Source organism: Mycobacterium haemophilum DSM 44634, assembly GCF_000340435.2.
Lineage (GTDB): Bacteria > Actinomycetota > Actinomycetes > Mycobacteriales > Mycobacteriaceae > Mycobacterium > Mycobacterium haemophilum.
The window spans coordinates 370,418-391,518 of record NZ_CP011883.2 but is presented as its reverse complement, the minus strand read 5'-3'; the positions used below and the strand labels follow the sequence as shown (position 1 = coordinate 391,518).

General features: G+C 65.1%; 21 protein-coding genes and 1 pseudogene. 8 read left to right on the top strand and 14 right to left on the bottom strand.

The features are described from left to right. Window positions 1-19: 19 nt before the first annotated feature. Together B586_RS01805 and B586_RS01800 are read right to left on the bottom strand one after the other, a co-directional pair. A complete protein-coding gene (locus B586_RS01805; RefSeq protein ID WP_054878867.1) occupies window positions 20-874 on the bottom strand; it encodes a glycoside hydrolase family 16 protein in 855 nt (284 codons plus the stop codon). Window positions 875-935: 61 nt separating this feature from the next. Next, on the bottom strand, window positions 936-1,409 hold the full coding sequence (locus tag B586_RS01800) for a MarR family winged helix-turn-helix transcriptional regulator (protein WP_156406688.1): 474 nt from the start codon (window positions 1,407-1,409) through the stop codon (window positions 936-938). 132 nt (window positions 1,410-1,541) lie between these two features. Between B586_RS01800 and B586_RS01795 the strand changes: the two genes are divergently transcribed. Continuing rightward, window positions 1,542-2,108: a hypothetical protein gene (locus tag B586_RS01795; RefSeq protein WP_054880770.1), complete on the top strand. Its 567-nt coding sequence runs from the start codon at window positions 1,542-1,544 to the stop codon at window positions 2,106-2,108. 7 nt (window positions 2,109-2,115) lie between these two features. On the opposite strand, the pseudogene B586_RS01790 reads toward B586_RS01795, so the two are convergent. Then, window positions 2,116-2,824, bottom strand: a pseudogene (locus B586_RS01790) (zinc-binding dehydrogenase). A gap of 75 nt (window positions 2,825-2,899) precedes the next feature. On the opposite strand from B586_RS01790, the gene B586_RS01785 reads away from it, so the two are divergent. After that, complete coding sequence (locus B586_RS01785) at window positions 2,900-3,598, top strand: DUF3060 domain-containing protein (RefSeq protein WP_056936222.1); 699 nt, start codon at window positions 2,900-2,902, stop codon at window positions 3,596-3,598. Between the two features lie 6 nt (window positions 3,599-3,604). Here the strand turns inward: B586_RS01785 and B586_RS01780 are convergent, their stop codons facing one another. From B586_RS01780 to B586_RS01765, 4 genes are all read right to left on the bottom strand, one after another. Then, on the bottom strand, window positions 3,605-3,997 hold the full coding sequence (locus B586_RS01780) for a hypothetical protein (RefSeq protein WP_054880771.1): 393 nt from the start codon (window positions 3,995-3,997) through the stop codon (window positions 3,605-3,607). A gap of 81 nt (window positions 3,998-4,078) precedes the next feature. Continuing rightward, window positions 4,079-5,485, bottom strand: coding sequence for a DUF7159 family protein (locus B586_RS01775; RefSeq protein ID WP_054878869.1), 1,407 nt, complete (start codon window positions 5,483-5,485; stop codon window positions 4,079-4,081). Between the two features lie 228 nt (window positions 5,486-5,713). Next, entirely contained in the window at window positions 5,714-7,588 is a 1,875-nt protein-coding gene (locus tag B586_RS01770) for an Hsp70 family protein (protein WP_054878870.1), read from the bottom strand. A 197-nt stretch (window positions 7,589-7,785) separates the two neighbouring features. Next, window positions 7,786-9,021: a hypothetical protein gene (locus B586_RS01765; protein WP_054878871.1), complete on the bottom strand. Its 1,236-nt coding sequence runs from the start codon at window positions 9,019-9,021 to the stop codon at window positions 7,786-7,788. 42 nt (window positions 9,022-9,063) lie between these two features. Between B586_RS01765 and B586_RS01760 the strand changes: the two genes are divergently transcribed. Next, window positions 9,064-9,555 carry a nuclear transport factor 2 family protein gene (locus B586_RS01760; RefSeq protein ID WP_047315943.1) on the top strand — a complete coding sequence of 164 codons (492 nt, stop codon included), beginning with the start codon at window positions 9,064-9,066 and terminating at the stop codon, window positions 9,553-9,555. A gap of 64 nt (window positions 9,556-9,619) precedes the next feature. Here the strand turns inward: B586_RS01760 and B586_RS01755 are convergent, their stop codons facing one another. Further along, a complete protein-coding gene (locus tag B586_RS01755; protein ID WP_047315918.1) occupies window positions 9,620-10,276 on the bottom strand; it encodes a L,D-transpeptidase family protein in 657 nt (218 codons plus the stop codon). Between the two features lie 91 nt (window positions 10,277-10,367). Then, on the bottom strand, window positions 10,368-11,105 hold the full coding sequence (locus B586_RS01750; protein WP_054878872.1) for a phosphatase PAP2 family protein: 738 nt from the start codon (window positions 11,103-11,105) through the stop codon (window positions 10,368-10,370). A gap of 57 nt (window positions 11,106-11,162) precedes the next feature. Between B586_RS01750 and B586_RS01745 the strand changes: the two genes are divergently transcribed. Further along, window positions 11,163-11,645 (top strand): hypothetical protein, encoded by a 483-nt coding sequence (locus B586_RS01745; protein WP_047315917.1) that lies wholly within the window; start codon window positions 11,163-11,165, stop codon window positions 11,643-11,645. On the opposite strand, the gene B586_RS01740 is transcribed toward B586_RS01745, so the two are convergent. After that, window positions 11,629-11,934 (bottom strand): hypothetical protein, encoded by a 306-nt coding sequence (locus B586_RS01740; protein WP_054878873.1) that lies wholly within the window; start codon window positions 11,932-11,934, stop codon window positions 11,629-11,631. The two genes, B586_RS01745 and B586_RS01740, sit on opposite strands and share 17 nt — an antisense overlap. Before the next feature lie 56 nt (window positions 11,935-11,990). Here B586_RS01740 and bluB point away from each other — a divergent pair, with 56 nt between their 5' ends. From bluB to stf0, 3 genes are all read left to right on the top strand, one after another. Beyond that, window positions 11,991-12,653, top strand: coding sequence for a 5,6-dimethylbenzimidazole synthase (bluB, locus tag B586_RS01735; protein ID WP_054878874.1), 663 nt, complete (start codon window positions 11,991-11,993; stop codon window positions 12,651-12,653). Window positions 12,654-12,911: 258 nt separating this feature from the next. Next, a complete protein-coding gene (locus B586_RS01730) occupies window positions 12,912-14,312 on the top strand; it encodes a sulfatase family protein (RefSeq protein ID WP_054880772.1) in 1,401 nt (466 codons plus the stop codon). 34 nt (window positions 14,313-14,346) lie between these two features. Next, window positions 14,347-15,150, top strand: a complete 804-nt coding sequence (stf0, locus tag B586_RS01725) for a trehalose 2-sulfotransferase (protein WP_047315914.1) — start codon at window positions 14,347-14,349, stop codon at window positions 15,148-15,150. Here stf0 and B586_RS01720 read toward each other — a convergent pair. Continuing rightward, window positions 15,139-15,924 (bottom strand): trans-aconitate 2-methyltransferase, encoded by a 786-nt coding sequence (locus B586_RS01720; RefSeq protein WP_054878875.1) that lies wholly within the window; start codon window positions 15,922-15,924, stop codon window positions 15,139-15,141. The genes stf0 and B586_RS01720 overlap by 12 nt on opposite strands. Before the next feature lie 123 nt (window positions 15,925-16,047). On the opposite strand from B586_RS01720, the gene B586_RS01715 reads away from it, so the two are divergent. Then, window positions 16,048-17,253, top strand: a complete 1,206-nt coding sequence (locus B586_RS01715) for an alpha/beta hydrolase family protein (protein WP_054878876.1) — start codon at window positions 16,048-16,050, stop codon at window positions 17,251-17,253. Here B586_RS01715 and eccE read toward each other — a convergent pair. Genes eccE through eccD form a run of 3 tightly spaced genes read right to left on the bottom strand, consistent with a single transcriptional unit; the run spans window position 17,240 to window position 21,074 of the window. Then, entirely contained in the window at window positions 17,240-18,223 is a 984-nt protein-coding gene (eccE, locus tag B586_RS01710; protein ID WP_054878877.1) for a type VII secretion protein EccE, read from the bottom strand. The genes B586_RS01715 and eccE overlap by 14 nt on opposite strands. 26 nt (window positions 18,224-18,249) lie before the next feature. Continuing rightward, complete coding sequence (gene mycP, locus B586_RS01705; protein ID WP_054878878.1) at window positions 18,250-19,677, bottom strand: type VII secretion-associated serine protease mycosin; 1,428 nt, start codon at window positions 19,675-19,677, stop codon at window positions 18,250-18,252. Continuing rightward, on the bottom strand, window positions 19,674-21,074 hold the full coding sequence (gene eccD, locus B586_RS01700) for a type VII secretion integral membrane protein EccD (RefSeq protein ID WP_156406853.1): 1,401 nt from the start codon (window positions 21,072-21,074) through the stop codon (window positions 19,674-19,676). The genes mycP and eccD overlap by 4 nt, the downstream gene beginning before the upstream one ends. Window positions 21,075-21,101: the final 27 nt, after the last annotated feature.

Below are 21,101 nucleotides of genomic sequence, written 5' to 3'. Positions count from 1 at the left end.
TAGCACGCATCCCCGCGGCCTAAAAAACCCGCACCCAGTCGACGAGCATTTCAGCTGGATAAGACCCGCGCGCGGGGTCGCCACCACCCGAACCACCAACCGCAAGGTTCAAGACCGGAAACATCGTGTAGTCGGGGTCATTGAATGGCCACTGGCGGATGGGGTCGTTCAGATTTTCGATGCCGGTCGCCGGAACACTGAAGTACGGCTCCATGCCGTCCACATAGTCCAGCCAGAAGTACATGCCGGTCGGATTCCAGGTGACTCGCCAGTTATGCCACGCGTCGTCCACGGCGATCGGGTGCGTCTCGAACGCTGTGCCCTCGGGGTTTGCGTGGACCGTGGTTCCCGACGGCCACTCTCCGTTGCCGTACCACTCCATGAGGTCGACTTCCCCGCTGCGACCAGGGTCGTCGTTGGACAACCACCAGGCCGGCCAGCAGCCGCCGGTAAGGCAGTTGAGTTTTATTCGTGCTTCCCAGGTGGTTCCGATGGCTCCGCGCCAGGTTCCACTGACTAATCCGCCGAAGTAGCCGTTGCGGTCTCGTGTAGCGCGCAGAACGAGATTGGAATTGCCGTCAAGGAACACGTTTTGGCGACCGTCACGGTACTGCCCAAAAAACTCCGGTCGGTCAAACCCGACCGGGTTCCTGATCGGCGTGCGGTGGTGTGACACAATCCACTTCGACCGGTCCGGCGACGAGCCGGCTGGACCGTCAAACTCGTCGCGGAACAGGAATCCCCCGGATTGGGCCGTGGGCGCGGCCGGCGGTGGGCGCAGTGGAGAAGCCTCCGCTTTCGGCATCGGGACAGCGGCGGCGAACGCGCCCAACCCCGCCATCATTATCACGCGGCGACGATCCATCTCTGGCATAAGCCAAGGACCATATCAGCCGACGCGGAACTGCCCTGAAATCGACCGTCGCAGCAGCGATCTAAGCTTCTGTCGATTCATAGGCACACTTCGGCCCCGAGTCGCCAGCGCGTGCCCCCACCGCGTAGAGCAAGCGTTTGAGGTGGCGCTGCTCGTCGACGGTGAGGTGGGTCAATATCCGCTGATCTGCCACCCGGACGGCCTCCTCCGCACGCTTCAACAGCGCCTTGCCGCGACTGGTGAGCTGAGCCGGCATGGCCCTTCCCGCCGGCGTCGATGCCGGCCGTGTCAGAGCACCACGCTCCTCCAATCCGCGTAGCACCTGGTTCATCGCCTGAGCGGAGACATTGGTACCACGCGCCAGTTCGGCGCTGGAGAGCCCGGGACGCATCGACAAGATCCGCATGCACACCAATTCCGGCAGACCCAGGTCCAGCGGTTTCAGCTCGGCAGCAACTTGGGGCCGCAGCACCGTCATCACGCGATACAGCAGATACCCCAACGGCTCATCGTGGGATTGACTCATGCCACACATGCTGGCATGTCGTCGTGATCCCGCTCGGTGACCATCAAGCTTGTTGACACCGCGAGAGTCGGTGGTATCAAGGAACTTGATAGGTCGATGGCTGCCGGTGGCAGCGTCATCACGAGAAAGGAAACGACAAGGATGTCTGGTGGATTCTTCGGCGGTCCCGGCTGCGGTGGCCCCGGTTTTGGCGGTTTTGGCGGCGGACACGGCCACGGTCATTGGAGCGGCGGTGGTTTCGGTCCCGGTGGTCGCTGGGGGCTCAAGCGTGCGGCATTCGGCACCGCCGCGATGCTGCTCGACGGGCCGGCTGACGCGGCGCAGGTCGTACAACGGGTGTCCGACAAAACCGACGGCGCATTCACTCCTCCGCAGGAGATGGCAGAGCTTGCCATTGGACTGCTCGCCGGCCGGGGCATGGTAGCCGTCGACAACGGTGTAGCGAGCCTGACTGAACTCGGACAGAACGTGCTGGCTTGGCGGGGTATCAGCAGCGAGACCGCGCAGGCGTTCCTGGCACGGGCCTCCCAGTTCGGCGACGTCTTCAAGATCCGCCGGGAACTCTTCGAACTGGCCGGGCTGGCTCGCACGATCACCTGGACCGGCACCGACGAACAAAAACAACAGCTTGCCCAGGCCCGGACCAAGGTCCTAGCTGCCCTGACCGACGCTAAGAAGACGTTGCACCGCAGCCTCGGCGAAAGTTAGCCCAAAGCTAACGACCTGGCGTCGGCTCGCCGACCTTGACCAAGGTCTTGCCGATGTTGGCCCCGGTAAAGAGCCCGTTGAGGGCGTCGACGCAGGATTCGATGCCGTCGAAGATGGTCTGGCGATGCACCAGCCGACCGTCTTGCTCCCACTGACGGAGCGCGGCGAAAGCCGCGTCGAAACGGGCCCATTGGTCAAGCGTGTTGAATCCCTGCATCAGCGCGCTCTTGGCCAACAGGTTCACGTAGTTGGCCGGACCGGGGTGCTCGCCGGTGAGGTAGCTGGAAATGACGCCGCAGAGCACGACCCGCGCTTTGGCGGCCAGCCGGCCCAGCACCGCGTCTAGGATCGGCCCGCCGACGTTGTCGAAGTAGACGTTGACCCGCCGAGGGCAATGGTGCTAGTGGTGCTTGAGCGCCGCCGCCAGGTCGTCGCTTTTGTAGTCGATGCACGCGTCAAACCCGAAGTCACGCCACGACCTCGCCGATCCCGGCCGCCCGGATGACCTCGCCCAGCTGCACCGGCGGAAGGTAGCCCGGCTGGTCGTTCAACCAGGTCCGAGCGGCAGCATCGATACCGACATAGGTGGTTCGGACTAGGGCCTCACCCTCGGCCAGTTCGGGTGCCGCCACGCTGACCAGCTCGGTGTCCCCGGGCTGGACCAGCCCGGTGGGGCGGCGACGCAACACGATCTGACGGTTGAGCAAGACGGGCACGCCACTGAAATTACCGACCGAAAGCTCCTCAACGAATGGCCTATTCGGCGTGATCCGGTGTGGCAGCATCGATGTATGGAACCCCAGGATGATCCCGAAGCCCGGATCCGGGAGCTAGAGCGCCCGCTGGCTGACTCGGCGCATTCCTCCGAGCTGGGAGGCACGCAGCCACCGCACGGTTTTAGCTACCCACCCGGTCCGCCGGTTCCACCGCTCCCGCCGTCATACGGCTACGGCGACCCGTTCCGGGGCCCCTCGCCAAAACCACGCTCAGGCATCCGCCTGTGGTGGATCTTGGGGGCGTTCTTCGTCGTGTTCATGCTGGCCCTCGTGGGCGGCATCGCCGCATTAAGCGCACACCGACTTTCCCGCGGCGGCCTCGTCATTTTGCCCCCTACCCCGAGCATCTCCCGCGGTCCCAGTTCGCCGAGGACGAGCCCCAGCGGCCCGGCTCCCTCGGTAAGTCGGACTCAAACGCCTAGCGCCGGACCATCGACACCGCCGCCGCCGGCCGGCAACATCAGCATCTCCGGCGTCAACCAGAGCAGGACGATCGTCTGCAACGACAGCATGGTCAGCGTCAGCGGAGTCTCCAACACCGTCGTCATCACCGGCCATTGCGCCAGCCTCACCGTGTCCGGCGTGAAGAACTCAGTCACCGTCGACTCAGTCGACACCATCGACGCGTCCGGCTTCAACAACCACGTCACTTACCACTCGGGCTCACCGAATATCGACAAGTCCGGCGACTCGAACGTCGTCCAACAGGGCTGACCGCGACTACGACTGCTGCGTCGGCTCTTCGGGATCGTCGAGCACGCTGACCGCGATGCCGTACGGCAAGAAACGCACTTTGCGCTTCGGATCAACGTTGTTCTTGTTCGCCCGCAGCGCGTCGAGTTCGGTTGCATAGACCTGTTCGACACGGGCGCCACCGTCGGCGTCCACGGTGTAGATGGCCCACACACCGTCACCGGCCTCGCCGGCGGTTTCCGGCGCGGGACGCGCGCGCCGCGACAAGTCCTCGAAGATCGCTGACCATGTTGTCCGAGCACCTGGACCACCGACAAACCTGCCGATCCGCTCGAAGGCGTCGCGCAATCCCTCGCTGCCCTCCCTGATGAGTCGATCGAAGTCGTCGGGATCAAATCCGAATGCACCGTACTCGCCCACCCGACCTCCTTGCCGTTGGTAGCAGACACTGCCCAGTGTGCGCTTTGCCGAAACCATCCGCCACGTGTCCTCGCCCAGCGCTTACGGCGCCGGCTCCGGAGGTGGAGGCGGGGGCGGCGGCGCCGGTGGGTAGATCGGAATTGGGATCGTGACGAACGGGACGTGCAGGTACATCGTCATGATTGGGGTGGGCGGCTGAGTCTCAACAGGTGGCGGTGGCGGCGCCGGCACCGCGGCCGGCGGAGTGGTAACTGGGGCGGCCGGTAGCGGGGTCTGGGGCACAGACTCCGGGGCGCGCCGAGACGGCACCCGGCGCGGTGTGGCAGGCACCATGTTCACCATGGTTGGGGGCGTCCACTGCACCACCGGCGGTGGTGACGGTGGCGCAGCCAACTGTGGTGGCGGCGGCGAGGCCGGGGCAGAGCTGGGAGCAGGCAGCTGTGCCTGCGGCAAACTGGGCGGCACCTGAGTCGCAGGGGTGACGACGCCGATGCGGGGGCTGGGCCGCTGAGCGGTCACCGAGCGAACATCAGACGACAACGAAACCACCACCAGCCCAGCCACGAGGGCCGCGATCCCCGCCATCGCGCTACCGGCCAGCACCAAGGGCCCACGCCGCTGCACGGTCTGGTCGTCGTCGTCCAGGGCACTGTAAGCCAGCACATTGTCGCCCAGGTCGGCAGGTGCGCAGACGTCAAGATATGTCGGACTCAGCACACGGGGGTTGACCTCACCGGTGCCCGGATCCAGCGCGTAAGCCAGGGCGGCCGTCGACGCCGCGAATAGCGGCGCGTTCGCCGACGCGAGAGCGGCCCCGCGGGCCAGCGCCATCTCCGGTTCCTCAGGGGCACTGATGTCGAGCGAAGTCGCCGCCTCAAGTCCAGGTTTGATTGCGACGATGTCGGCCCCGCAGCCGATGATGAACACGCCGTCCGCCCGCGATCCGGGTGCATCCAAACCGGCAACCATCGCCATCAGCTCGGCGGCAACGGCTCCTGGGCAGGGACCGTCGCGGGCCTGGTGCGCATTTTTTAGAGGCTGCCGGTGCAGATCGACGATCGAACCGTCGGCGACATCGACGACGGCCAACGTCGCGTTGTCTGGCTCGACGAACAGCGTGGCGATGTGCTGGTAGCCGATCGCAGCGCCCACCGTCTGCGCTAATGCTGCGGCAGCGAGCAACGGGGAGACCAGCATGACGCTCCCGACGTCGCGGGCAGCGAGCTCGTCACGCAGCGCGGCTAACTCACCCGGGTCTGTCCACGTCACGCCTGTTGATGTCAGCCGGTGGCCGCCCTCGCTTGCGCCTTGACGGGTGCCGACAATCGCGGCCAGCACTCGATCGGCCACACCAGAAGTCGCCGAATCCGCACCGGCGGCGAGCTGGAACGTGTCCTGTTCGACGGTGACGCCGTCGGCATTCTCGCCCTCGATCAGCAGCAAGCGGACCGCCGTGGGTGCCATCGATACCCCAAGTACGATGTCCACTGGCCCTCCAAAGCTTCAAAGGGCCCGCAAAACGGGCCTCGCCACTAGCCACGGTTTGGGCGGACGGGCGCCGCGCGGGCCGCCCTCGATGAGCTGGAACTTTTATCAAATTTTGGCCAGCACGAAGGGTCTTCGCCACGGCAATTCGCCACCAGCCTGGATGGTTCAACGCTACTCGCGTGCAGCCAGACACGGACCCGATTGCCTGATCAAGCTGAGCTGGTTTAGCTACCCGCCGGGACTTAGGAACGGGTTCTGTAGGTTGCCGCCACCCGGATTCTGCGGAACCGGATGCTGCGGAACGGGAACCGGTATCGGCACCGGTATGAGCGGCACGTGCAACCACTGAGTCGTCATCGCCACCGTAGGGGTGGTCGGCTCCGGGGGCGGCGGGGCCGCCGCGATTGTCGTGGTCGGCGTCGTCGTCGTGGTCGGCGTCGTGGTCGGCGTCGTGGTGGTGGTCGGCGGCTTAGTCGTTGGCACAACGGTTGTTTTGGTCACCACTGGCGGCGATGTCGTCACAACCACCTGCGGCGGTGCCGGTGGCGGTGGGGGCGGCACAGCGCTGCTCGGCACCGTCGTAACGCTGGGGACCGGCGCGAAGGTCGGCGGTGGGGGGACCGGACTCGGTGCTGTCGAGCTGGGCGGCGGTGCCGGCCGGGGTGCGACGGTGGGCACCGCCGGAGCCCCGGGCTTCTGCATACCCGTCAGCGTGTATGCCACACCACCGATCGCGGTCATGGCTACCAGGGCGCATAGCCCAATAACCAGCTGCGAAACCCGGACGCGCCGCCAGGGCCGTCCTAGGGGCGGCTCGATCACGTTTAGCCGCATCGACCAGCCCGCAGGACCGTCTTCGTAGAACGAATCGCCGCCAAACTGGGCCGGTACGTCCCCGGGGTATTCGGTCTGCGACCAGGCCAACTCGCGCTCGGTCAAGGCATCCTCGTCGATCACCAACACCCCGGCGTCCAAGCCGACCGTTCGTTCGATCACGTCGCTACCGGAAGCCACCGCGGACAGGCCGACGGATGTCCGAGTCCTTAGGTCCAGCTCTTCCCCGCGCGAGGCCAGCAACAACGCGCCGCACGCAGCCGCGAACGCGGGCTGCGGCACGGTCACGACCGGTCGGCGACTGTGCACCGAAAGACGTTCAGTAACAAGCGGAATGCTGGCACAGCCGCCGACGGTGACTACCGCCGCTAGGTCTGCCCAGCTCTTACGATGACGTGCCAGCATGTCGTCGAATGCGTAGATGAAGCCGGTCAGCCGGTCCTGGATCAGGTCCCCCAGCTCGTTGCGAGTCAGCGTCATGCTGCACCGCCGTCCACCAAGCTCAGCGGCCAATTCGGTGACAGTGTCGGTAGATAACCGCTCTTTAGCCGCACGGCACTGCTCGATGAGTTGGCCGAGTTGCCCGACCTCGGCAGTACTGGCGGAGTCGATACCGCTGCCGTGGCCTAGCTCCTCAAAAACCCGAAGCAGCAACGCCCGGTCGATCTCATCGCCGGAGAAGTCTGCGTAACGCATTGTGGCGCTGATGATCTCAAAATCTCCGGCGAGGTTCACCAATGTGGCAGACGTGCCGGCGCCGCCGAAATCAAGCAGCGCGACCACACCAGTTGCCGCCAGACATAGTTCCGCGTTCGCGGCAGTCAACGCCGCGATTGCGTCCGACACCAGGCGGGGCGCCATGCCGCTTCGAACGAAGCCCACATGCGTTCGCAACCCGTTGCGCAGCGCCTGTACGGTTGCGGGTTTCCAATACGCGGGAACGGCGATGGAGATCTCCGACGAAGCCGCGTCGGTGCCGGCAGCCAGCACCATCGCATCCAGGGCCTCGACCAGCAGCAGATCCGGATCGTGAGCCGACCCATCACTGGACACCAGCGCCACCGAGTCACCGATCCGCTCCACAAAGCCACTCATGCGGACGCCGGGCTCAGTCACGTTCGGGTTCTCCGGGGTTTCCCGGGGTAGACCGATTTTCGGGGCACAGTGCGGATACAGGGTCAATACGGCACGGCGACTCGCCGGAGGACTTCCGTTAGACGCCGCGGCGAGGTTGGTGGTGCCGATCGACAACCCCAGCGGGTCGTACATAGAGTAAATACTTTCGTCGGTGGATAGGGTCGATGGCCAGCGTCAACCATAGCCGCGGTTGGGTTGTAACCACGCCGGTGCCAACCTCATTGGTATCTGGTCGATGCGGTTGTGTCACCGAAGTGGTACCGCCACCACCTTGACAAAATTGCGTCGATCCCCTTGTGCACCTGAAAACCCGTGCCAAGACCGTCCGTTCACACCACGGTGAGTGGCAGCGAACGCCTCGGCTCGAATTGGAATCTGGACCCACGACTGACCTTGGTGACCATCACCTCGGGCAGTTCAGTTGCGGCGGTGTCGGTTTGCGTCAACTCTGCGGTCCAATCGGTGCTCATCCCGCTGATCCGAACCTGGATGTGCGGGTCCACCGCGGTGGCAATCGCCTGCAGCGGCCGCACGGAATCCGGTGAGCACAGCGATATCCACGCCCCGTCGTCGTGGGCCGGTGACCGCTGCACGACTAGCCGATTCCCTTCCATTTCGGCGGCCACGTAGCCAGCCGGGTTCAGCAGCGGATGCAATTCCAACACCCGCACCACGCCCTCGATGCCGCCGGGCAACGCCAGTGCGCGGTGGATGCGTTCGGCGGCGAGCCCGGCCAGGCCGATCAGTTGGCGGGTGCCCACCGATGCGGCTAATTCGGTGTCGGCTACTGTTCGGGCACGCACTGCGACCGCAAACGACAGGTACAGCAGGTGCATCTGCAGGCACACTTCGTCGGCCATCCGCACCAGGGCGGAGTGCGAGAACGCGCCGAAGTCGAGGTCGGACAGCAATGGACCCGAGTAATCGACCAGGCCCTCGTCAGACGAGTCGACGGCGGCGAGTTCCCAACTGGCCGCCTTGGTTTCGCGGACCAGCTGCAGCGCCGGACAACCCTCGACCACCGGGTGCGACTCGTCGATGGTGACGGTCCATGCGCAGTGCGGATGCCGATCCGGCGGAGTCCGGGGAGGCCGGTGTATGGGACGCATCTGCGCGCGCGGATTGGTCGCTACCGCGGTGGCATCGAACGTCGGATCCTCGATGGTGTGGCACATGCCGAAGACGAACGCATCCCCCATCGGCTCCACGTCGAGCAGTGCGCCGCAGTGGTCGAGGTGGAATTCGCCGTGCCAGCGGTCGTGCAGTGTGTAGCGGAAGTCCATGAACTGTGGCGGAGCGCCGATGTCAAGCTGCAGACCCTTGAAGATGGTCGGCACATCGTCGCCGTCAAAGTTCAGCGCCCGCTGCATACGCTTGGTGTAGATCGGGCTAGCGCCCGCCCACTCCTCGATGGCGATCTGCAACATCGCTTCGTGGCCGAACTCCTGAACACACCAGGCCATGCCGGAGCGGTCGATCATATGCCCGATCAGCAGCAATTCGGGAACCAAGGTTGCCAACTCGTTGCGGGACAACGGTGCGTACCGGCTGCGGTCTTGACGCATGACCCAAACCTAATCACGCGACGAGCCTTCGGCGAGACCAGAATATGTTGCAATGGCGTAATGAGCGTTCACGACGCGGCCGCCGACGTCGAAGCAATCAAACAGGTCAAGTATCGGTACCTACGCGCGCTAGATACCAAGCACTGGGACGACTTCGCCGATACCCTCACCGACGACATCGCGGGCGACTATGGCTCCTCCCTCGGCGAGGTGCTGCACTTCACCAACCGCACCGACTTGGTGGACTACCTGCGCTCAGCGCTTGGCCCGGCCGTCATCACCGAGCATCGTGTGACACATCCGGAGATCACCGTGACCGGCGATACCGCATCGGCAACGTGGTATCTCCAAGACCGGGTTATCGTCGCCGAATTCAATTTCATGCTGATCGGCGCGGCCTTTTACCACGACCAGTACCGGCGCACCGACGCTGGTTGGAAGATCAGCGCCACCGGCTATGACCGCACCTACGAGGCGACGATGTCGTTGGCGGGCTTAAACTTTCAAATGCAACCTGGTCGCGCATTGTCTTAACCCCGAGCGTGAACCGTGCGACGCGACACGCCGAGAACCCGTCGTAGGAGTTCACAGTCGAGACCTATTTCGCGATCGCAATCACCGCACCGGGCCGCAACCAGCGCATGATCTGCACCAGCGTCGCATCGTCGATCGCCACGCAACCCTCGGTCGGGCCACCGTTGGTGGTGTGAAAGAAGAACGCGGCACCACCGCCGGGCACCTTGGCCTTGTTGACGCCCATGACCACCGCATGTTTGTACGCCGGGATTTGCAGGTTCTCGCTTTCGGCCGTATTGAACCGACACTGCGACTTCTGGCACACCTGCATGGTGTTGAAGGTCGGGCTGTGGTCATCGCCGTTCCACCAGTGATTGGGCCCGACTTGGGTGTAGGGCAGGCCGCCGCCGGGATTCGGCGCGGTGCCAAAAGCGGAGTCGAGGCTGTAGACCCCCATCGGGGTGGCCGGATAGCCGCTCTTGGCCTGCGCCGCCATCCCCGCCGAGCCGACGTGGGTGGGAATGCCGGTTTTGAGCGGCTGCCAGCCCGCGGCGGTGCGCTGGTAGATGTCCATCCGCGCGGTCGACCCGCCGGTACTGACGACCGAAACTACCTGCGTGGCGTTGCCGACCGAGTTGGCGAACCAGGGGGCGCCGGCCGCAGCACCGATCGGTGCGAGCACTAGGGCGGCCCAACCCGCGCAGGCCGCGGCGCACAGCAGAGCTACCAGTCGGCGCATGGGTTACATGGTCAGACCCATCCAGCCTAAAGGTCAAGTAAAGGTTTAGATTCGGTTAGGTCACCGCGCTGTGATGTGGCCGCAGCGCGGTTTAGCGGGCCGTGTCCAGCTCCGGTTCGGTCAGCTCAGGCTGCCCCGTCAGCGACGACGGCCGGCCAGACGCGTTTGCACAGCAACTCTTCGGCTCGATCGATTGGGCGCTGCGCATCGGCGGGCGAAAGACCCACAGGGCCACCATGACATACAGATATCCCAGTGCGCAGCCGGCCAACACGTCTGACGGATGATGCACGTTCAACGCAACCCTGGCGGTCCCCACCATCAGCACGCTCAGCGCGGCCACCACAACCGCGACGCGACGCATTGAGCGACTCAACAGCGGGACCACGATGATAAGCAGCGCGAGCACGCTGGCCGTCGCTTCCAGCGCGTGACCGGACGGAAATGAGGTCGACGATACGTGCACCAGCGCGGTGGCCGGTCGCGGCCGACCAACCAGACTCTTGGCCGCCATCGTCACGAAACCGCTGAGCGGCAAGCAGACCAACAGCAACAGCGCCGCCCGCACCTTGCGCAGCACCAGCGCGACCACCGCGGCCACTACGCCCAGCACCTTCCACGTGATCGGGCCCAAGGCAAAAGACACGTCATCCCAGAACCGCACCCACATCGGGTGCTTGACCCCAATGTCGTGCGTGGCGTTCAACAACGACCAGTCCACGCCGTGCAGCCAACCCCAGTCTTGCTGGTGGCCCATCCACATAACGACGTAAACCATGATGGCGGCCAAAGCAACAGCAGCGGCCAGAATGTTTTGCGGGCGGGTCATGACGTAATCGATACCAGCAGCGGGATACCCCGGTCCTACTCGGGTCATACTGGCCGGATGGCGGTCTATGTTCGCAAGTGGTTCGGCATCGGCAAGCTACCCGCCGATCTGCGTGCCCAGGTTGAGGCGGAGGGACTCATCTATCTCGCCGAGTACGTCGCGGTCACCCGACGATTCAGCGGCGTAATCCCTGGGCTGCGGGCCTCACACAGTGTCGGCAGCTACGTGGGTTCGCTGGCATTCACCACCGAGCGGGTCCTGGCGACGCTGTCGGTGGTGCCGAGGCTGGCTGGCCGGGCCATCGATGTGCGCTGGAACCAGGCGCAGGCTGGTGCCGCGAAAGCCGAGATCTCGTCGACCGGCCTGCAACTCGATCTCGATGTCGCCGAGGTGGACCCGAAGTTCAGCGGCCAACTGTCTCTGCACTACAAGGCGGCCATCAGTGACGATGTGCTGGCTCGCCTGCCGCGCCGATCACTGGCGTTCGATGTCCCGGCTGAATACGTCTTCCGCGCGGTCGGCGTCACCTATAGTCCGTGATCGTGATCCGTGGCCAGGGCGGCTGACGCAGCACCGCTAGGGTACCTATCACCGCCGCTAGCAGGCCGGTGATCACCCCCATGGGCACCGCGGCAAAGCCGAAAGCCGGGGCGTCCTGGTCCGCTTGGGCATTCTGCTCGCCACGGTGAAAACGACGCCGAGCACGGCCGACACCAATGCTGGCAACCGGAATCACGGTGGCCCCGTCAGCCGTCTCATAAGGCTCGCCGTAGCCACGTTTGGCACCGCGATCGGTCGGCAGCTGGTCGAGCACATCGGCAAGCTTCACCGGATACTCCCTTCTCGACACGATTCACGCTAGCCACCATTTTCTACGATGGCCTGGTGACCGATCACGCGTTCAATGCCCAAGAGCGCCGGGCCGTATACCGCGTGATCTCCCAACGGCGAGACATGCGCCGGTTCGTGCCGGGCGCGGTGGTGCCGCAGGATGTGCTGGCCCGCTTGTTACAAGCCGCACACGCCGCGCCCAGTGTCGGTCTGATGCAGCCGTGGCGCTTCATCCGGATCACCGATGAGCCGCTACGCGGACGCATTCACACGCTCGTCGACGAAGAGCGCGCGCTGACCGCACAAGCCTTGGGGCCGCGGGCCCAGGAGTTTCTGCAGCTGAAGGTCGAGGGCATTCTTGAGTGCGCTGAGCTCTTGGTGGTGGCGCTGTGCGACGACCGTGACAGGCATGTCTTCGGCCGACGCACGCTACCGCAGATGGACCTGGCATCGGTATCGTGCGCCATCCAGAACCTGTGGCTAGCAGCTCGCTCCGAAGGTCTTGGCATGGGCTGGGTGTCCCTGTTCGATCCCGGACGGTTGGCGGCCCTGCTGGCAATGCCAGCCGATGCCCAGCCGGTGGCCATCCTGTGTCTGGGCCCGGTGCCTGAGTTTCCGGATCGGCCGGCGCTGGAATTGGACGGCTGGGCGTTCGCGCGACCGCTGTCGGAATTCGTGTCCGAGAACCGGTGGGGCGGGCAAGTCCGTCCCCGGTGACCGGGGCCACCAACCCGTGCGGGGTACCGGCCAGCGGCACCCCGGTGAAGTTGGTAACCAACAGCATTCGCGCATAACCTGAGCCTGGGCTTGGCCCGGCGTGCAGGCGGCCGTCACGCGGATCAGCCCCACCATCCAGTCCGCCGCCCGCAACTCGCCGATCATGCCACCGTGGCGCGGGTCGCATCGTTCCAACTCCCGCGTAAGCCCACGCACCGCGCAGCCGGTGCGGTATCGTCGCCGGTCGAGGTGACGAAAATGACGGGTGACAGTGCGGCAAGGGACCGGCAACGCGACAACACAAAAGACAACGTGCTGATTGTGCACTGGCACGACCTGGGGCGCCAGCTAGGCGTATACGGGCACCCTGATGTATCCAGCCCGCGACTGGATCAGCTTGCCGCCGAGGGCATTCTGTTCACCAGGGCCCATGCCACCGCGCCGCTGTGCTCGCCATCCCGTGGATCGCTGTTCACCGGTCGCTACCCGCACACCAATGGACTGGTCGGCCTAGCCCATCACGGCTGGGAATACCGCGCCGGGGTCCGCACCCTTCCCCAGATGTTATCCGAATCAGGTTGGTATTCAGTTCTTTTCGGTATGCAGCATGAGACTTCCTATCCGAAACGGCTGGGCTTCGACGAGTTCGACGTGTCGAACTCGTACTGCGAGTACGTCATCGACAAGGCCCAAGTCTGGCTGCGCAACAGCGCCCCAGCCCTTTCCGAACAACCATTTCTGTTGACGGCCGGGTTCTTTGAAACCCACCGGCCCTACCCACAAGAACGCTACCAACCTGCCGACAGCGGGGCCGTCGACCTGCCTGACTACCTACCTGATACCCCAGAGGTGCGCCAAGACCTCGCCGAGTTCTACGGATCCATCGCTACCGCCGACGCCGCGGTCGGCCAGATATTGGACACGCTGACCCAGACCGGCCTCGACGCCAACACGTGGGTGGTGTTCTTCACCGATCACGGCCCAGCGTTCCCGCGGGCTAAATCCACACTGTATGACACCGGAACCGGCATCGCACTGATCATCCGCCCGCCTACCGGCCGGGCACTGTCCCCCTGCGTCTACGACGAACTGTTCAGCGGTGTCGACCTGGTCCCGACGCTGTTGGAGCTGCTGGGCCTGGACACGTCGGCCGATATCGACGGTGTGTCGCACGCCAGCCTGCTGCTCGCGCCGGACAACCACACCGATCCAGTTCGCGATCACGTCTACACCACCAAGACTTACCACGACTCCTACGATCCGATTCGGGCAATCCGCACAAAGGAATACAGCTACATCGAAAACTACGCGCCCCGGCCACTGCTGGATCTGCCGTGGGATATCCAGGCCAGCCCGTCGGGACAGGCCGTCGCACCGTTGACCGCCGCACCGCGTCCGGAGCGCGAACTCTACGATTTGCGCGTCGACCCCACCGAGACCAACAACCTGCTGGCCGACAACCGCCCCGACATGGACGTGATCGCGGCGAATCTGGCTGTCCGACTGCACGATTGGCGCCAACAAACCGGCGACGTCATACCCTCGAATTTCGCTGGCACCCATATCGCGTTGCGCTATACCGAAACGTACCTACGGATCCATAACGCGACGCCGACCAGCCGGTCAGCGATCGCCGGTGACCGCGGCATCGAGGAGTGAGGTCGCCCTCAATAGTTGCGGTTAAGCTCATCCGATGTCCGGTGCCCAGACGTCCTATCTGGTACTTGCCACCCAGCGCAGCGGCAGCACGCTGCTGGTGGAGTCGTTACGCGCGACCGGATGCGCCGGGGAACCACAAGAGTTCTTCCAATACCTGCCGACCACCGGTCTGGCTCCCCAGCCGCGGCAGTGGTTCGCTGGCGTCGAGGACGAGTCGATTCTGCAATTACTCGATCCGCTGGACCCTGGTACGCCGGACACGGCGACGCCGGTTGCCTGGCGAGAGCATATCCGCAGTTCGGGGCGCACCCCCAACGGTGTCTGGGGTGGCAAGCTGATGTGGAACCAGACGCCACTGTTACGACAACGCGCCGCGCATCTACCCGACCGCTCCGGCGACACCCTGCGCGCGGCAATCCGCGATGTGATCGGCCACGAGCCTGTTTACGTGCACGTCCATCGACCGGACGTGGTGTCGCAGGCGGTGTCGTTCTGGCGTGCCGTACAGACCCGGGTGTGGCGGGGCCGCCCCGACCCGGAGCGCGACTCGCGGGCGGTGTACCACGCTGGCGCCATCGCCCACATCGTCGGGATCTTGCGAGATCAGGAAAACAGCTGGCGCGCTTGGTTCGTCGAGGAGGCGATCACACCGATCGACATCGCGTATCCAGTGTTGTGGCGCAACCTGACCACGATTGTCGGTTGCGTTCTTGAGGCGATCGGGCAGGACCGGCGCCTGGCACCCCCACCGATGCTGGAACGGCAGGCCGACCAGCGCTCCGACGAGTGGGTCGACCGCTACCGGGAAGAGGCACCGCTGCTGGGGTTACCCAGCTGAGCGGCGCGCGCCACCAACCTCGGCGACGATGAACACTCGCCGGAACGGCAAGATCGTCGTGCCGTCAGGCCGGACCGGATAGGCATCGGCCAGCAGCGGGATGAGCTCCTGGCGAAACTGCTCCCAGGCCTCCTCGGTGAGCCGCTCACGTACCGGGACCAGCGCGGTTCCGGTGATCCACTCCAACACCGGGTTCTCTCCAGTGAGCTGGTGCAGGTACGTGGTCTCCCAGACGTCGACCTTGCACCCAGCATCCAGCAGCATCCCAGCGTAGTGCACCGGCGGATGGACCACGGCACCGACTCGAAACGGTATGTCGCGCATGATCTTTGCGTACGGTTCCCGGCGGGCGACAGCCCGCACTGCGGCGTGTGACGCCGTCTCAAAGTTGCCCGGAACCTGAACGGCGAGCCACGATCCGGCCGCCAGCTCGCCGATCCACCGAACCATCAGCTCGGGGTGTTCGGGCACCCATTGCAAGACCGCGTTGCTGACCACCACATCGGTGTCGGGCCGGGGTTTCCAGGTTCGCAAGTCGCCAGCGGTGGCGTCGATCCCACGTTCCCGGGCGGCGGCGACCATTTCTGGCGAGCTGTCCATTGCTTCGATTACCGCGGCTGGCCAACGTTGTGCTAGGTAGCGCGTCAGGTGCCCGGGGCCGCAACCAAGGTCGACCACTCGGCGCGCCCGGTCGGCACCCACCCTGGACAACAAGTCATAAAACGGGCGGCTGCGGTGATCCGCAAAAGCCAGGTAGACGTTGGGATCCCACATGTCAGTCCTCCTGATCAACACCGTCGAACACTGCCCGAGTGGTCGACGAACCCTGCACAGAACCGAGGGAAATCCATTCAAACACACGAGCATCGCCAGATCGGCGGGATACCATAGACGTTCGTGACGTCCGAGCAGGATCCGATCAATCCGCCCATTCCAATCCCCAACGTCTCCGGTGCCGACGTACCGGCCGGCGCCGACGGACTACCCCCCTGCTCAGCGTTATCGTCCCAGGAGCGCATGGCCGTCGGCGCATCCGCGATCGGCGATCTCGCGTTACGCACCTGGGTCGCGTCGGTGCTGGCTACGACGGTGACGCCGAACGTGGTCGCCACGTCGATCTGCCGCACCAGATCCGGCACCGAGCGCAGCAACCTAAACTTCTACGCCGAACTGGCGGCCGAGCAGGATCCGGCGAAGTCGTTCCCGCCGCCCACCCAGTTGCCCCGGGTCTCGTCGCGGCCGGCCCGTCTGTTCGCCGAGCGGGTTGCGCACGGCACGGTCGACAACATCGCGTTCGCCAGCAGCTTTACCGCGATCAACCCCGCGATGCGCAAGGAATGGCGCGCGTTGAGGTCCAACAACATTGTGTGTGCGCAGCACTGGCGGCATGCCGACGGACCGCGTCCCACGCTGTGCGTCATCCACGGCTTCATGGGGTCGTCATATCTGCTCAACGGGTGGTTCTTCTCGCTACCGTGGTATTACCGGTCCGGCTACGACGTTCTGCTGTATACGTTGCCGTTCCACGGTCCGCGGGCGGAAAAGTTCTCGCCGTTCAGCGGTTTCGGTTATTTCGCCCGCGGCCTCAGCGGTTTTGCCGAGGCGATGGCCCAGGCCGTGCATGACTTCCATTCCATCGTCGACTATTTGCGTCGCACCGGTGTCGACCGCATCGCGTTGACCGGTATTTCGCTGGGCGGCTACACCTCCGCGCTGCTGGCTGCTGTCGACGCCCGGCTCGCGGCCGTCATCCCCAACTGCCCGGTCGTCGCTCCCACAACAATGATGTTGGACGAATGGTTCCCGGCCAACGTACCCCTCCGGTTGGGGCTGTGGCTGTCCAAGATCAGCCGTGATGAGCTCGTTGCCGGATTGTCCTACCACTGCCCGCTGAACTACCAGCCGTTGCTGCCCAAGGACCGTCGAATGATCATCACCGGTCTCGGCGACCGGTTGGCTCCACCACGTCAGGCCGTAATGCTGTGGGAGCATTGGGATCGTTGTGCGCTGCACTGGTTCCCCGGAAGTCACGTACTGCACGTGAGTCAGCTGGACTATCTGCGCCGGATGAGCGCCTTCCTGCACCAGGTCATGTTCGACTAGCGGCTTCGGGTCGCGGTGCCCGATGAGCCCCCGCCACAGGAGCGGGCCAACGCAGCCGGGTCAGCAACTCGGTGGCCGTATCCGTGTGTCCGTCGAGTCGTTGCGTGGATAACAAATCCAACGCCGCCAGCGCCGGCCGGTGATTTCCGCATTGCGGGGTCAATCCTGCCAACGGCGCGGCCCCTTGCGGCGCAGTGTCGGTGAGAAACGCACAGGCCGCCGCAATGGTGTTGTGGTCACCTGATCCAGGGTCGGCGATCTCTAGCGCCGTCCAAGTTTCGCGTGCTGGGTGTGACCGGATCGCGTCCAACGTGCCGGGCAATGCGTCATCGACACTGACCCGGTACGCCGCGAGGTAATCCGAGCCTTGCCGCATCCCGCGCCACGTCTCGTCACCGGCCGGCGTGATCAACCGCGGGACATCATCGGGTCCGGCCATGCTGACCTCCCAACCGATTTCACGGAGGTGGTCAGCGAGCCGGCGGGCCGCGACCCGGGCGGTCTCCTGCAACGGGATCCGCGATGACCGCGCCTGCAGTGCCGCCAAGTTATTCGCCGCCGACAGCGTCAGCCCGATCCAGCTCTCCCACCATGCGCCGTCGGATTCGTTGTTGCGGCTGGTGATTCGGATCGTGTCGGCACGGATGCCGTAGCGGTTCAGGTACCGGGCGATCAGTGGTAACGGAAGAATGTCTGTCTCGCCAGCCGGTGGCCCCATCCGCAGCAACACGGTTGTCTGGGTGGCACAGCCGGATTCGCTGACGGGCCGACGACGGCGCCACATCATCGCCAGTCGTCGGCGCAAGATGGTGGTCAAGTACAGCCCGCGCCACCAGCCGAATAACACGATCACCACAAGCGCGGCGATGCCGAGCAACCAGTAGCTTCGGGACGATCGCCAGGGGTACGCCATCAGCGCGGGCACGACGGTCAGCAGCGCCAGCGTGATCCGGCCGCTGCCCGGCCACATAGCAGCCGAGCGTGATCGGTGCGCGCTCACGGGGTGGGATCCTTTCGTCGGCGCGCGGCAATCGTGGCAGTCGCGGCGACGGCCGCGACCACCAAAGCCAGCGCGGCTGTCCCAGCAAACGCGACGTTCCGCGGTGTGTTGTCCTTCGGCGCCGGTGCCGGCGGGACAGTAACCGGCTTTACCGGCGCTATACCGGATTCGTTGCTTACGGGCACGTTCCAGGTCAGGGCTGCCACCGGGTCCAATGTACCGGCGCCGACGACGTTGGAGGGCGCCCGAGCGCCGGTGTGCGCGGTCGCGGTGATACGGCGCATCACCTGTGTGGCGGTCAGTTCCGGGTACTTGCTGCGAACCAGCGCCGCGACTCCCGAGACGTAGCCGGCCGCGTAGCTGGTGCCGTTCAGTGCGATCTGTTGGTCGTGATCGTTGGGCAGGCCGTTAGCCAGACCTCCACTGTCACGGTTGCTCACCGAAACGATGTTTTCGCCCGGGGCCGCAATACCCACCCACGGCCCGGCCATGGTGAATTTCGATGGCCGCCCACCCGGTGTCAGCGACGCCACCGACAGCACGTATGGCTGCCACCACGACGGAATGGACACCGAGGTGACGCTCGCCCAGTTCCGCGGATCGTCCGGGCGGCCCAGGTCGGTGAGCGGGTTGGACTCGCAGTTCATGCTCCCACCACCCGTTCCGGTCGACCCGGCATTGCCCGCCGCCGCCACGATCACGGCGTCCTTGTCCACCGCCGCATAGCGGATCGCGGCCCCGAGCTCGGACTGGTCGATGGGCCGATCGGCGGGCAAGCAAGTTATCGTAGAGATGTTGATCACCCGCGCGCCGAGGTCTGCGGCATGCACAATGGCCCGGCTAAGCGTGGCCACCTCGAGGGACGCCTGCTCGAGCTGCGGATCGCCGCCCGGCGATCGCGGCGAGAACTTGGCGGAGGTCACCCGGATGGACAACAACCGCGCCGCGGGTGCAACACCCGAAAACCCATCCTCACCAGACGAAGCGGGTTGGCCGGCAACGATCCCGGCGACCAGGGTTCCGTGCCCATCGCAATCGGTCAGGCCGTCGCTCGACTCCACATAGTCGCCGCCGGCGTCGACGTTGGGCAGCCGCGGGCTCGGCCGTACCCCAGTGTCGACGATCGCCACCAGTTGCCCCTCGCCGCGAGAAAACTGCCATGCTGCAGGAAGATTCAGCATCGACTGACTGGATGTCGCAATGCCGGGATCGGTGCCCGGGATGACTCCGGAGGTGGTACATGAGCCGCGTTGTTGCATCGTCTGGACGGGTCCTGGTGCGCCGCTCGGTGGTGGCACGCCTGGATCGACCACCGGCGGACTGATTGCGAGTGCCCGCGGACAGCCCCCCATCAGTATTGTCTGGAAGACGACCAGAGTCGTTGCGAGGCAGGCCAGTCCAAGTCGAGGTCCAGCCCGCATCATCGATTAAGTACCCAGCTGAAAAGGCCGACCAGATACGCCATGACGGGGATCAGTGAAGCATCAAGGCCGGAGGCGACCATGCCCAGCAAGCGGCGCAGCGGCAGCGAATAGCTATCCGGCGCGGCGATGCGCGGGTTGAGCGCGACCACCACCCAGGCCAGCACAACCACGACGAGCACCAGCACCGCAGCGAAAGCCGCGGCGTAGCGTCCGGTCGCGGTGTAGAGCACCAACAGCACGGTGGCGACCAGGTACGGCTGGGCAAGCAGCCAGGCTTTACAGGCGGCCGAATCCCACACCCGGGCGCGCAGCGTGGCCGTAACCGCGGTTGCCGCGACCACGTACCAGCCCACGCTGCTCACCGCCTCCGGACGCAACGCGATCGCCACCGAGCCCAGCATGCTGAGCAGCACGGCGGCGGCGATGAAACCGCTCTGATGGGCGTCGCTGATACGCACCCGCCGCGGCAAGTCCTCGAGCACCTGCAACGACGGCGCCGACGGGGTCGGATCGCCCGGCGCCGGGATCACCGGCAATGGGAACCGTGCCCACAACGCGGAGAGCTGAGCCGCCTCGACGGTGACCAGCAGAGCCGCCACAATCAATCCGCAGCCAAGGGCCAGTAGCGTTAGCTGCCAAAGCAATTCGGCACCGGCTGCCAACGACACAGCCGCCCCGATCACTGCCGTCGCGGTGAAGAAGGCGACGGCCCGCTCACGTTCCGGGCCAGGAACGATCAGAGTAATTAGCGACCACGCGGTGACACCGGCGGCGGCCAACAACACCTGCGCTGGCCCGAATCTGCCGGGTACCGCCAACGCTAAGGCGGCACCAATGGGCACCAGCGCTGCGATCGACAGCACCAACCCGGTGCGCGCCGTACGTGACCTAAGCACCAAACCACCCGATGCGATGAGTACCGCGATCGCCGTGACCACGAGCAGTCCGGTCAACGCACCGGTGACTGTCCGATAGGTGACACCCAGACCGGTTGCCGCAACGGCCACGGCGGTCGCCGCAGCCAACGCCCCGCGGCGAATATGCATTGGCCCCCAAGGCTTTAGCCGGGAAGTCGAGAAGATCATCGCGGCGTCGGCGATGTCCTCGACAATACCGGGTGCCGCCGGACCTACCGGTACCGGCTGCAATGCGAGCAAATCACCGTCGACGACTCCAACGGTGTCCAGGCTGGCATCCAGGCTGAATGGCGCTCCACCGATGGGCGCCAGGCTCAGCTGCGAACTCGCGCCGGTAGCCACTGAGGCATCGCCATTCGACACTGTTGGGACCACCAGACGCTGTACCGCGGGCAGGATTTCGCGCAACGGCAATTCGGCTGGCAGGGCCATTTCCGTCAACCTGCTGTCCGCGAGAATGGCAACGCGGACGATCGGCATGACGGCGCCGGACGTCACCGGACCCTC